This is a genomic window from Streptomyces sp. NPDC088124 (genome assembly GCF_040685895.1).
Lineage (GTDB): Bacteria > Actinomycetota > Actinomycetes > Streptomycetales > Streptomycetaceae > Streptomyces.
The window spans coordinates 1-12,607 of record NZ_JBFBJB010000008.1; the positions used below are offsets into that span (position 1 = coordinate 1).

12 protein-coding genes are annotated in these 12,607 nt (G+C 70.9%); 8 read left to right on the forward strand and 4 right to left on the reverse strand.

The features are described from left to right. Positions 1–738: 738 nt before the first annotated feature. Genes AB0P17_RS08550 through AB0P17_RS08560 form a run of 3 tightly spaced genes read right to left on the reverse strand, consistent with a single transcriptional unit; the run spans position 739 to position 3,585 of the window. The gene (locus tag AB0P17_RS08550) at positions 739–1,518 is read right to left on the reverse strand and encodes a hypothetical protein (RefSeq protein ID WP_365809118.1); all 780 of its coding nucleotides are present in this window, start codon (positions 1,516–1,518) and stop codon (positions 739–741) included. Next, the gene (locus AB0P17_RS08555) at positions 1,515–2,138 is read right to left on the reverse strand and encodes a hypothetical protein (protein ID WP_365808837.1); all 624 of its coding nucleotides are present in this window, start codon (positions 2,136–2,138) and stop codon (positions 1,515–1,517) included. The genes AB0P17_RS08550 and AB0P17_RS08555 overlap by 4 nt, the downstream gene beginning before the upstream one ends. Before the next feature lie 31 nt (positions 2,139–2,169). Beyond that, a complete protein-coding gene (locus AB0P17_RS08560; RefSeq protein ID WP_365808839.1) occupies positions 2,170–3,585 on the reverse strand; it encodes a helix-turn-helix transcriptional regulator in 1,416 nt (471 codons plus the stop codon). A gap of 202 nt (positions 3,586–3,787) precedes the next feature. On the opposite strand from AB0P17_RS08560, the gene AB0P17_RS08565 reads away from it, so the two are divergent. The 6 genes from AB0P17_RS08565 (at position 3,788) to AB0P17_RS08590 (ending at position 9,216) form a co-directional block, all read left to right on the forward strand. Further along, positions 3,788–4,957 carry a glycosyltransferase gene (locus tag AB0P17_RS08565; RefSeq protein ID WP_365808841.1) on the forward strand — a complete coding sequence of 390 codons (1,170 nt, stop codon included), beginning with the start codon at positions 3,788–3,790 and terminating at the stop codon, positions 4,955–4,957. Further along, positions 4,954–5,661: a hypothetical protein gene (locus AB0P17_RS08570; RefSeq protein WP_365808843.1), complete on the forward strand. Its 708-nt coding sequence runs from the start codon at positions 4,954–4,956 to the stop codon at positions 5,659–5,661. Before AB0P17_RS08565 ends, AB0P17_RS08570 begins: the two co-directional genes overlap by 4 nt. Further along, positions 5,658–6,935 (forward strand): hypothetical protein, encoded by a 1,278-nt coding sequence (locus AB0P17_RS08575; RefSeq protein ID WP_365808844.1) that lies wholly within the window; start codon positions 5,658–5,660, stop codon positions 6,933–6,935. Before AB0P17_RS08570 ends, AB0P17_RS08575 begins: the two co-directional genes overlap by 4 nt. After that, positions 6,929–7,807, forward strand: a complete 879-nt coding sequence (locus AB0P17_RS08580; protein WP_365808846.1) for a hypothetical protein — start codon at positions 6,929–6,931, stop codon at positions 7,805–7,807. The genes AB0P17_RS08575 and AB0P17_RS08580 overlap by 7 nt, the downstream gene beginning before the upstream one ends. Positions 7,808–7,848: 41 nt before the next feature. Beyond that, a complete protein-coding gene (locus tag AB0P17_RS08585) occupies positions 7,849–8,397 on the forward strand; it encodes an ATP-binding protein (protein WP_365808848.1) in 549 nt (182 codons plus the stop codon). A 309-nt stretch (positions 8,398–8,706) separates the two neighbouring features. Then, positions 8,707–9,216, forward strand: a complete 510-nt coding sequence (locus tag AB0P17_RS08590) for a hypothetical protein (protein WP_365808850.1) — start codon at positions 8,707–8,709, stop codon at positions 9,214–9,216. 198 nt (positions 9,217–9,414) lie between these two features. On the opposite strand, the gene AB0P17_RS08595 is transcribed toward AB0P17_RS08590, so the two are convergent. After that, positions 9,415–9,735: a transcriptional regulator gene (locus tag AB0P17_RS08595; protein WP_365808851.1), complete on the reverse strand. Its 321-nt coding sequence runs from the start codon at positions 9,733–9,735 to the stop codon at positions 9,415–9,417. A 116-nt stretch (positions 9,736–9,851) separates the two neighbouring features. On the opposite strand from AB0P17_RS08595, the gene AB0P17_RS08600 reads away from it, so the two are divergent. Further along, complete coding sequence (locus AB0P17_RS08600) at positions 9,852–10,823, forward strand: hypothetical protein (RefSeq protein WP_365808853.1); 972 nt, start codon at positions 9,852–9,854, stop codon at positions 10,821–10,823. Continuing rightward, a complete protein-coding gene (locus AB0P17_RS08605) occupies positions 10,820–12,562 on the forward strand; it encodes a hypothetical protein (RefSeq protein WP_365808855.1) in 1,743 nt (580 codons plus the stop codon). Before AB0P17_RS08600 ends, AB0P17_RS08605 begins: the two co-directional genes overlap by 4 nt. The last annotated feature ends 45 nt before the right edge of the window (positions 12,563–12,607 follow it).

Sequence of the window (12,607 nt, forward strand, 5' to 3'; positions counted from 1 at the left end):
TTCAGGAGTCCACACAACCCCCGATGATCACGCGGTGGCCGTACCCGTTCCCAGCCGGGCCCGACTCAAGATCGCGAAGTCAGACTGGAGTACTAAGACTTACTGCCTGGACAGCCCAGTGCACCACGCGGCACTGACACCTCGCCACGGCCTTCCTCGGAAGGGTGGCATCGCCCATGGGAGGGGCGAGGTTCGTCGGCGCGGCTACCAGGCAACGTCTGAAGTCCGAAGCTCTCGGTGAGCTCCAGGTCGATGCCCTCCGGTCAGGAGCCTCCGGCTCCGGTCCGCGCTGCTCAGGCACACTGGAGGTATTCCACAACTCACGCGGCGCGTCCTGGAGCTGGGACACCTCGGGTGGGTCCGTCGATACGCCATCAGCTCGAAGACGCTGTCGGGCACAGGACACACCGCAACCAGATCCTCGGCCCTTTCCCCCCCCGGACCCCGCCCCCCTGCCTGAGGTATGGCTCCACTGGGACCACAGAACCGTTCAGCAGTGCGGCCCGGAGGCATTGCTGCGCTCCAGCATGGGCTTTCTCACTCGTGCGCCCGGCAACTGCTTCTGCACCCGCCTTTCGCGGGAACGCCAGCTCCTTCGCTCGGCGTACGGCGGTTCGAGCAAGCTCCGATACACGAGAAGATCACCGGTCGGGGACCCACCACCCCTGCCTGCCTGACAGCAGTCGGTCAACGTACGTCGGACGACGGAGACCTCCGCGAGCTCCTGCTTCGGCAGTGTCAACTGCTGTTCACCCTGAAGCGGCGAAACAGATCCGGCAGGAACTGCTGCAGCAGGGTCCGGGCGTCATCGACCAGTTTGAGTTCATCGTGGCCGAAGCGGAACACCTCGTACTCCCGCAGCTTGAGATCCCTGTCGGCGCCGACCATTGCCGCGTACTTGGCGGTATCAGGGGTACGGCCGCAGTCGCGGGTGAAGTGCTGTGATCCGTCGACCTCCAGCACGACCCGCTGTCCGTGGGGCAGCAGCAGGAGGAAGTCCATGCGGGAGCGCAGCAGCGCTTCCGGGCCGCGCTGGTGAACCGTTTTGTGGTCCCAGTGAAGCCATACCTCGGGCAGCAGGGCCGGCACGTCGACCGAGGGAGCGAAGATCTCGTGGTAGGTGAGGAAGAGGTTCCTCTGGCCGGCCGAGTTCTCCGGCAGGCTCCTCAGGAGCCGCTGATACAGATCCTTCCTGGCCTCGACCTCGCTGTCGAACATGCGGGTGTCCTGCCACCAGGCGTGCAGATCGCGCCAGCGCAGGCCGCCGGTAGGGATCTCCCGGTCGTAGACGAGGATGTCGTCCCGATTGCCTGCGACGATCTCGATGTCGTTGTCGACCGAGGACCGGAAGCGGATGTCCGGCTTGGTGCGGGTGGCGAAGATGATGTTCTTCGGCCGCCGGCCGGCGGGCAGCCGTGTCGGTACCACGGTGAACACGGAGTAGCCGCCGTCATCGCCGGTCTGCCGCAACTCGAGGCCGCCAGGCCGGAGATGGCTGTTGATCGTGCCAGCCGTCAGGCGCTGGAGGTGCTCGTCGAGGAGGACGTCCCCGAGACGATGCCTTCCAGGAAGCGGGCGAACCGGGCGTCCGGGGCCTCGAAAGCCCCGAGCTGGTCGAAGAGTTCCTCCGCCGACCAGTCTCCCGGGTTGCGGAAGACGTGCCGCTCGACGAGGTCACCAAGTGTCACCTGGCGCATCCCGTTCAGCAGATCACCAAGCGACGGCTCCGGTCCCCCGGTGATCCACAAGCGGTCGAGGAGCCGCATGAAGCGGTCACCGTGCTGAGTCAGCTCCGGCAGGTCAAGGGCACGCGCCAGCTCACGGCGGGCTTTCCTGGGGATCTCCGGCGGTGCGTCCCGAGCCCACAGCAGATCCTCGATCCGATGCCGTACCGACGCGCTCACACACAGGTCTCCGCGCTCCAGGACGCGCCGGGTGAGCTGCGGCAGTTCAGCATCGGGCACCTGACCGAAACTCAGCTCGATCCGCTGCCGCTTGCTCCCCGCCTCCTCGGGAACCGGCGGCATGCCCAACTCCTCGAAGGCCGGGCCCAGCTCGCGGTGCGTCAGGCCGCCAAGCCCCGCGACGACCTCGCCGACCAGTGTGCGCAGCGCCGAACCACCCCTGCTGTCCACCATGGGCAGATGGTCGCAGAAACCGGGAAATCCGTCAGGTGAGTGCCCCGACCCGGTGGGCGAAGGACCGCACCCCGGGCAGAGTCCGGTCGTGACGCATCAGCCCGGCCGTCATCGTCTTGACCGCGCCGCGGCGCACTTCCTGCGGCGCGGCTTCCTCAGCGGCAAGAAGGGCCCGGTAGCAGTTTCCGGGCTTGTTCCACTGGTCGAAGGACCGGGCGACGTCGATCCAGTAACGGGCCCTACGCTCCGCCGTCGGCAACCGCGCGGTGTTCACCTGGCGGGCGTGGTCGATCGCCGTTCCGGCGTCACCGAGAAGGTGGCTGATGCTGATCTGGTGCAGCAGGACCTGGCTGGGGCCGAAGAACGCCGTCCCGGCCGGTGACTGGTCCGCACCCAGCCGCTTCGCGGTGGCCTCCGCTTCGCTGATCAGGGCGCGCGCGGTGTGCCGGTCGCCCTGCTTGGCGGCGGTGTAGGCGGCGGTCGCATACAGGTTCCCCTGCACCGACAGGCGCTGCGGTTCGGGGGTGGTGCGGTCGGCGGCCAGGTGCTGGGCGGCGCTCACCGCGACATCGGTCGCGCGGGCGTAGTGGCCCTGGCGGCGCCAGGAACTGGAGACCATGCGGTGGGCCTCGGCGACGGTCAGTGCTCCGGCCTCTGCGAGGGCGGCGGTCAGGGCCCGGTCGGCGGTGACGGCGGCCAGTCCGTCCTCGCCGAGTTTGATGCACAGCCGGGTCGCGATGCTGTAGAGCTCGGCGACCGCCGTGGCGGATTCCCCCTGCCCGTCAGGGTGTTCACGCCCGAGCGCCTGGGCGAGGGCGATGCGGGAGGGCAGCGCGCGGGCCAGGGCGTCGTAGCGGCAGGTCCCGAAGTCCCGCCGGGAAGCGTCCACCGCCGCGGTGACCGTAGTGCGGGTGGGCTGGGTGCCGGTGAGGTCGCCGCCGCGGTGCAGGAGGAGGTCTTCCAGACCGGTCAGGGCCGGGCGGGAGGCCGCCGAGGAGGCGTCGGCGCCGCCGAGGACGGTGCCGGCGGTTGTGGCGGCCAGGCCGGCCAGAAGATTACGGCGTCGCACCGGGTCCTCACCCTCTCCCTCGTCACCGAAGACGTCTCGTCCGTCCCGTGCGGCAACCCTAGTCCCACCGGGGTGCGGGCGGGGGACCGTCCCGGTCCCTGGTGACATCGCGTGTCGGGCTGCGAGCCCGAGGAGTTGGGGCGGGATGTTCAGGACGTCGGCGATCCGCGTCAGAAGGCGCATGTCGCGCATGGGCTGCTTGCCGCGTTCCATCCGGGAGACGGAGGCGGCGGTGTAACCGGTCGCCTGGCCGAGCTGGGTCTGGGTGAGTTCGGCGGCGCGGCGGGCCAGGCGCACGACGGCTCCCGGGTTGCTGGACGCTATGGCGTCGCGCATCTCGGGGGTGGTCCAGATGGGGTGGGTGTCGTGAAGGGCCACGGCCCGCTGCCTTCCGCCGGTGCTGCGGCAAACTGTCCCGCCAACACCGTCCACAATACGGGTATTTGCACGCCGCTTACACCCCGCGCAAACCGTGTACGCGCTCCGTGGCCGCCCCTGACCTCGACCGGGGTGATGCCGGTTGTCTGTCTCACCAGGCGCCCCGAGACCCGGGCCGCCGTACATGGGAGGCAGGGACATCATGCGTGTGCTGTATCTGCTCAACATCTCCAACCCCGACCGGCTGTCCGCCGACTCCGGCCTTATCTTCGCCGACCTGCTGGCCCCGGCTCTTGCCGACGCCGGCGTGGAGGTGACGGTCGCCGCCCCGGCACCGGCCGGGGACACCCGGACCGGATTCCACCGGACGGAGGTGCCAGGCACGAAGTACCGGGCCCGGTTCTCCAACGATGTGGGTGAACTGGTGTCGATGATCCGCGCCTCGGAGCCGGATGTGGTGGTGGCCAACCAGATCGAGGAAGCCCCCGCAGTGCGCGCGGCCCTGCTGGAAGCCGGATCACCCGCGCTGCTGGCCGGGTACTGCCACTACCTGCCCTTCACCCCCACTGACAACGACGGCGGCCGGGTGCTGGTGGACCCGGCGCTGGACGACGCGGGGCTCGGGCGCAGTGTGCTGCTGGCGTTCGCCGCCGGGCTCTCCGCCTGCGACCGGGTGCTGGTTCACTCCACCGTCGCCGCCACCATGGTGACCACGGCCGCCGCACAGGCGGGGGTTGACCTGACGGGCCAATTGCGGGTGGTGCCCCCGCCGCGCGACGGGCGCCTGGTCCGCGACCCCGCCACCGTGCCCGCAGACGGTGATTCGGGTGGTGGGGCGCTCGGGGTGTACAACCACCGGCTGTACGCGCACTACGGCACCGCCCGCTTCGTGGACCTGGCCCGGGAGCTCACCGCCGCCGGGGTGGTGCGGGTACGGGTGATGGACCTCTTCGGTACACGGCGGGCCGAGCGCACCGGCCTGGACGACAGCCCGGAGCGGATGCGCGACCAGCTGGCAGCCCTGCCTCATGTGCAGGTGGTGTCCGACCGGGGAGACCGGGTGCGCTACCGGCAGCTGCTGGCCGGTGCCCGCTTCGGCATCGCACCGTTCCGCCCGGGCTGCCCGTGGTCCATGTCGGTGGTCGACTGCCAGGGCATGGGCCTGCCGGTCATCGCCCCGCGCACGGGCTGGTTCGCCGAACACATCGACCCCGGCCTGTGCTTCACCACCACCGACGAGGCCGTCGCCCTGGCCGAACGCCTGGCCACCGACGCCGCCTTCCACACCCTCCACGCCGGGCGCGCGTTCGCCTCCACCGCCTGCCTCACGGCCAAGACCGTGGCGGCTTCCTATTTGGAGGCGATCGCGTGAGCGGCTTCGACGCGGTGTTCCTCTCCTACGACGAACCCTTCGCCCACCGCCTCCACACCCGCTTCGAGCGCGCGCTCGGCGCACCGGTCAAGCGCCTGCACGGCGTGCACGGCATGCGCCGCGCCTACCGCCTGTGCGCCGAGGTCGTCGACACGGAGCAGTTCTTCCTCGCCGACGGCGACTTCGACGTCCACTCCGCCTTCAACCCGAACGCCGTTGAGCCGCTGGGTGAGGGGGTGTCGATGCGGGTGTGGCGGGCCGTCAATCCGGTCACCGGCCAGGCGTACGGGTACGGCGGTCTGAAGCTGCTGCGGCGTACCGCGCTGCGGCAGATGGGGAATGCGGTGGATGTGCTGGCCGCGCTGCCGGGGCGGACGGAGTTCGCGCGGGAGACGGCCGGGGTCACGCGGTTCAACCAGAGCCCGTTCCATGCCTGGAAGGCTGCTTTCCGTGAGTGCGCGATGCTCACGCGCGGCAGTGAGTACGGCATGAGCGCCGGGCGGAGCACGGAGCGGATCCGGGCCTGGACCGGTGGCCGGGAGGGCGAGTACGCGCCGTACGTGGCCTCGGGCGCGTGGCAGGGTGTCGCCTTCGCCCGCCAGGCTGCCGCCGACCGGAAGGCGTTCGAGAACCTCAACGACCCGGCCTGGCTTCGCGCTCGGTTCACCGCCGTGCACGGGACACCCGAAGGGATGAGGGCATGAACAGCACCCCGGACTCCCAAGGTGCCACCGGGTCCTTGGTGTTGATCGAGCCGTACGCCTACCGGCTCGGCGGGCACCATCAGCACGCGCTCCTCGCGCTGGCCCGGGCCCGACAGGGCACCGTGGTGATCGCCCCGAACGGCATCGCCCGGCAGACGGCCGCCGCCCTGCGGGAGGCCGGCGCGCAGCTGGTCACCGGCGGGGTGGGGGTGCGCGCATGGGTGATGCTGCGGGCCGCCGGTCTCCTGGCCCGCCTCTCCTTCACCGGCCGGCGCGCGCTTCGCTCCCACCGCTGGCCGGTCGCGGTGCGGCGGAGCCCGCACCAGATCAGCCTTCTCGCGCGCTGCCTGGTGGAGGCCGCCGCGCTGCGGACCGCGAGGCGCAGGTGTCCGGAGGCGGCCGAGGTGGTGATCCTGAGTGCGAGCGAGGCTCTGCACGGTGCCGCCGCGCTGCTGGGCGGTCTCGGGCATGTGCGGTTCGTCCACGAACTGGTCACGGCCGAGGACGGGCCGGTACGTCTGCTCGGACGTCTCGCCCGGAGGGGTGAGCGGCGGGTGACCGTCCTGTGCCCGACCGCCGCTGTCCGCGATGAGCTCATCGCCCGCTTTCCGCAACTCACCTGCGGGGTACGGGTGTTCGCCGTTAATGACGGGCTGCGCCTCACCGACGGGGAACGGGACGGAGGCCGGGAGGCGTTCTCGATTCCGGCGGCGGAGACGGTGGTGTGTCTGGTCGGCGGCTGGTGGCCGCACAAGGACATCACCGTCATCGACCGGGCACTCGCGCGGCTCACGGAGCCGCTGAATGTGATCGTCACCGGCCACCCGCTGGACCATGAGGTTCTTGCCCGCTGGAAGAACCTTCCGAACGTCCGGCTCCACACCGAGCCGGGCCCGTTGAGCGAGCCCGTCCTGCGGCTGGTCTACGCCGCCGCGGACGCGGCCCTGGTCGCCCGCCACGAGGGGGCGGGGAAGGAGTCCGGGCTGGTGATGGACACCGCCCGCTACGGCGTCCCGCTGATCGTCTCCGACCACGACCCGCACCTCACCGCGCAGCTGAAAGACCAGCCGTGGGCCCGGATCTTCCCCGCCGGCGACCCGGCCGCCCTCGCCCGGGTCCTTACGGATCTGGTGCACCGCCCGTTCGACCTGCCGGGGCCCGGGGCGCCGAAGGCGCTGGACATGTGGGACGCGGCCGAGCATGCCGCTTTCCTCACCCGCACCGCCAGAGCCCTCGACCTCAACACGTCCGGGATGGGGGGCCCGGGATGCTGACGCCGACGCTGATCGCTGTCATCGGGCCGGTGGAGCCGGCGTTGTTCGGCGCGTGGATCGGGCACTACCGGCGGCTGGGGGTGGAACGCTTCCTCCTCGCCTTCCACTTTCCCGAGCACGTCCCGAACGTGCTGCGGCACGAGCTGCAGGCGGTGTGCCGCCGGTCGGGCATCACCCCGTCCGGGACCAGCGGCGGACCGTGGCACGAGCACACCAATACCCGCATCCGCGACGCCCTGCGCCAGCAGGCCGGCCGGGGGTGGCATCTGTTCGCAGACGCGGACGAGTTCCAGCAGTACCCGGCGCCGCTGCTCGACGTGGTGGTCCAGGCCGAACGCACGCGCCGGCAGGTGGTCGGCGGGCTCCTCCTCGACCGTGTGGCGGCGAACGGCCACCTCACCGCCTTCGGCCAGGGCTCCGGCCTGGATCTGGATGCCACCTATCCGCTGGGCGGGCATCTCACCCACCGGCTCCTGCACGGCGACCCTCGCAAGATCGTCCTCGCCCGCGCCGAGATCCCCCTCGGCTCCGGCAACCACCGCGCCCCCGGCCACCAGCCGGATCCGGACCGGCTGTGCGCGGTGCACCACTTCAAGTGGCGGGCCGGGGTACTGGAGGATCTGCGGCGCCGGGTCCATCACTTCTCTGCCGGGCTGTGGCGGGAGCAGAGCCCGGCCGTGCGGGGGGAAGCGGGACGGTTCCTCACCCATGTGGACCGCCATCAGGGCCGGGTGGACGTGTCGGACCCGCGCCTCGCGTTCCGGCGGGTGAGTCTGGACCGGATGACCTACAGCTGGCCCGCCGAGGCACGCGCCGTCCACACCACCTGGCAGCCGCCCGCCCCCACCAGCCGGTGGCTGGGGGGACAATGAGCGGGTTCACCGACCGACCCTGGGCGAAGGACTGAACAACCGTGCCGCTGCCACCCCTTGCGGTTCTCCTCGCCGGCCTCACCGGATCCGGGAAGACCACCCTCGCCCGCGCCCTCTCCGGGCGCGGGTTCACCCGGCTGTCCGTGGACGAGGAAGTCCACCGCCTGCACGGCCGCTACGGCGTCGACTACCCCGAGGACACCTACTTCGCCCGCGAAGCCCCCGCCCTGACCGTCATCCGTGACCGGTTCACCGCGGAGCTGGGCGCCGGGCACGACGTGGTCCTCGACCACGGCCTGTGGCGGCGTACGGACCGCGACACCTGGAAGGAGGCCGCCCGCCGAGCGGGCGGCCTCCCTGTCCTCATCCACCTCCCCGCCACCCGGACCGAGTTGCTGCGCCGCCTCACCGAACGGAACCTTCGGGCCGACGCGAACGCCCTCGCCGTCACGCCCGAGGCGCTCGGCGACTTCCTCGCCCGCTTCGAACCACCGGGCGCTGACGAGAAGCCCGTCGAGTATCCCGGCGACATCAAGGCACTGCTCGTACTGCTGGAACAGGCCCGGAGCGCGGACCACCCGCAGACATAGACGCCACCGTGCCCCCGATGCCCGAGCCTCCGGTACGTGCGGGTGTCCCGGGTTCTCGTTCCTCTCCGGCGCCGTAGAATGCGGCACAGGCCGAATCGCCGTCCGGTTGCTGACAAGTGTCCCTTTGACATGACAGCGGACTGAGTGCGTCAGGTTACTCCGGGCGGGTGATCATCGCCCCGCGCATGCGGTGAATGCGGGCACGGGCCCCTAGGGTCTGCATTTGTGGCTCCAAATTCCCTGACTGATGCCCTGCAGTACTATTCCCCCGAAGAACTCCTCGCCCTCATGCAGGAGAAGAAGCGTGAGGTGAATGAGACCGGGCGGGCGCTCGACCACATGATCACCACGCTGGAAGGCGTCGTCGCCGGCAACGCGCTGTGGGAGAAAGTGACCCTCCCCGGCCCCCGCCCCTCCGCGGACCACCCGAGTGGCGAACACGCCGGACCCGCACCGGGTGGCCCTGCCCGCGACGAAGAGGCCGAGGATCTGGCTTCCCGGGCCGAGGACCGCCTCGGCGACCAGCCCCGGGGCGGCTCCCCGAACGCCCCCGGGGGCCGCGGCCAAGGCCGTTGGAGCGGCCCGACACGACGGGTACAGATCCTCACTCTCCTGTCGGGAGCCCCCTCCCGCTGGTGGCCGGCCCAGGAACTGAGCGAGGCCATCGGCGTCGCCAATCACCGTCAACTCCGCGGTGTCCTGTCCGAAATGGTCCGCGGAGGCGAGCTCGAGCGGCGCAAGGAATCCGCCGGAGTCCCCGCCTCCTACCGGTCGGCACCCACATCCGCGCCGCAGGAGGAGACGGTCATGAGCGGGTAACCCCTTGAGCAGGCACCTCCGGGATTGCCGCCCGGAGGTGCCGCAACAACCACGACATCTCACCAGAACCAATTTCGGATCGCGTCGCGTTGCTGGGGAGCCTAACAGCCCACTAGACACGCAATTCCAGCATGCCGTGATCCGTCACCCGATCGTGTACTCCATTCTGGAGTGTGGGGCGGTTGAAGGCAGTTGCTGTCATTCCCCGATGTGTTTTTTGCCGTGCTCGCGGCGCGGCCACAGATCCACCCCGAGTTCGGTTTCCAGGCGTGCCACCGAGCCGAAGTCGGGCAGCACCTGGCCTTTCAGGGTGCGTTCGACGGTGCGGCGGCTGACCCCGGTGATCCGTTCGACCGCGAACGGGTTCAGGCCCATCTCGCCGATCACCGCACGCAGGCGGCGGGCGAACGCCTGCGCGTACACCGCGCTGACCGGCGCGCCCTCACGCAACCGACCATCGGGCCATACTCCTTCGGCCAGGTAGCTGGCGGGGGCGTCGTCTCCATGGCTGCGCGGCACGCCCCCACCGTAGCGGGACGCCCCCGACACCCCCCTTTCTCGAATGTCTGTGCGAATCCTTACTTCACCTGGAAGAGTGGTCTTGTAAGACCACTGCTGTTCGGGGGGAGTCTGCTGTGCCGCGTGAGCTGGTCATGGGTGGTGCCGTCGTGACCGACGTGCCGACCGCCATCGCCCTCTACGCCCCGAAGAGGGTTGCGCCCGCCACCTGGACGCTGATCGCGCCGTTCGTCCGCGCCTGTGTCGCCGGCTCCGAGCCCGATTCCGTCTGGGCGGCGGTGGCGCGCATGTCCACGGTCGCCCGGTTCTGCGACTGGGCCCTGGAGGAGTACCTGCCCCTGGACCGCGAAGTCCTGTTCACCCCTGACACTGTCGAGCGGTACGCCCTGACCGGCATGGACGCCCTGCAGCCCTCCTCACGGCGCACCCATCGCTCCGGCCTCTCCACGATCGGCCGGGCGATCACCCGCCGGGCCCCCTGGCCGCCTCAGAAGACCTCCATGTCACGCAACCGCCTCGCCACCCCTTACACCACCGAACAGGTCGCCGGATACCTGGAAGCAGCCGGGCAGCAGTCGACCCTGCTGCGCACGAGGGTCGCGTTCGGGCTTCTCGCCGGGGGCCTGGGCGCCGGACTGATGCCCGGCGAACACCTCACCATCACCGGCCGCCAAGTCACCCGTACCGACGACGGCGTGACCGTTCTGAACGTCACCGGCGCGAGAGCACGCACGATTCCCGTCCTGGCCGCGTACACGCCTCTCGTGAGCACCCTCGCCGACCGGTACCCCGGTGAGCCCTTGATCGGCCCGTCCAACGACGCCAGCAAGAACCGCCTCAACCAACTCCTCGCGCGCGTCGAAGTCCCCGCCCGGCTTCCGCAACTGACCGCCGCCTCCCTGCGGACCACCTGGCTGCTCACCCTCCTCGCCGCCCGCGTGCCCCTGCCGGAACTCCTCGCCGCCGCCGGTCTGGCCAGCACCGGCACCCTCATCGGCCTCCTCCCGCACCTGCCCCGCCTGCCCGAACCCGACGCGCACCACACCCTCGCCCAGGCCCTCACCACCCCGCCCCGGGCGGACGGGTGAGCGACACAGCGGGCCGCACCCTCGTCCCGCTGCACCTCACCGGGCTCGCCCGGCGCATCACCCCGGCCCAGACCCTGCGCCGCGCCCAGCTGCTGGTCGACCGCAGCGGCCTTCTCCCCGCCGTCGAGGCCGCCCTCCACCACCAGGTCGGCGCACCCAGGGAGTTCACCGCCCGTGCGCTGCTCACCGGGCTCGCCGTGCACGCGCTGCGGCTGGAGGAGATGCACCTCACCCGGGTCCTCGACACCATCGCCGGCCTCCCACCCGCCGCCCTCCGCGATCTCGGCCTCACCGGCGAGGCCACCTACCGGATGCTCTGGCACGCCTACACCTTCCTCATCCGCGCCCTCGAAACCGGCACCCTCGCCACGCCCCACAACCACCCCCAACAGCCGCCACGGGCCGGGGAACCTTCCGCGCCCTGCCCAGGCAGCTGCCCCCACATGCCGGTCAGCATCGGCGAGTTCGCCGGGCGACTCCTGGACGCGTCCCTTCCCGAGAGCTTTCCGCTCACCGGGGTGATGGCGATCGACTCCACCGACTACGAGACCTGGGCCCGACGCCGCGCCTGGACCCCCAAACCCGACGTCGACCCCGACCAGGTACCGGTCAAGGACACACCGCCGCCGCGTCGCAAGCGCCCGCCCAACGAGCCCGGCTGGCCCCGCACCGGCGCCGACGGCCGCCTGATGCACACCGTCGACCCGCAGGCCCGCGAGGGCTACCGCTCCGGGACCAACGCCGCACCCGGCAACGTGTTCTGCGGCCACGACCTCCACCTCGGCGTCAACGCCCGCGCCCTGGGCGCACCCGAGGTACCGTTCGTCATCACCGCGATGCACCTCGCGCCCGCCGGCTCCCACAAGGGCGAGGCCGGTATCGCCCTGATCGACCAGCACCTCGCCCGCCGCCCGCACACCAGCGAGGTCATCGCCGACCGCGGCTACACCTACTGCACTCCCACCCGCTGGGCCTACCCCGTCCGCACGCGCGGCCTGGAGCCGGTCATCGACCTCCACCCCCAGCAGCGCGGAACCCACCCCGGCCCCCTCGCCGGGACCGTCATCATCGACGGCACCCTGTTCACCGACGCCCTCCCGCACCCGCTGCGCGACCTGCCCGGCTTCCCCATCGGCATGCGCACCGACGAGAAGACCAAACTCCGCGCCCGCTACGACCACCGCGCCGCCTACGCCTTCACCCCGCACAGCCGCCCCGACACCGACGGCTACCAGCGCTTCAAAGGCCCCGCCCTCGCCGGACACCTGCGCTGCCCCAACCACCCCCGCTCCCTGCGCCTTCCCCACACCCGCCCCACCACCGGCTGCCGCCCCGGCACCGACTGCGCATGCGGCAAGACCGTCACCCTGGGCCCGGACATCATGGCCTGGACGCGCCAGCGCACCGTCTGGGGCACCACCGCCTGGGCCACCGACTACGGACGCCGCGCCGCCGTCGAATCAGGCAACGCCGAGATCAAGACCCACCGCCTCCACATGGACCGTGGCTTCACCCGCGTCTTCGGCACCACCAAGAACAGCGTCCTCATTGCCTTCGCCCTCGCCGGCCTCAACCACATCCTCCTGCGCGCCTGGCACACCAAACGCGACCAGCCCGACCCGTGGGCAGGCCCGGCCGGTGAAGAGACGACCGAACGAGCCCTGCCCGGGCCACGTAAGCGCGCCCGCCGCAGAGAAACCAGCCTCGACGCCCTCCTCAGCGGCGCACCACCCGGCTGACTTTCCCCAAACCCTCATCACCAACACCCCCGATCCCATGCTGGA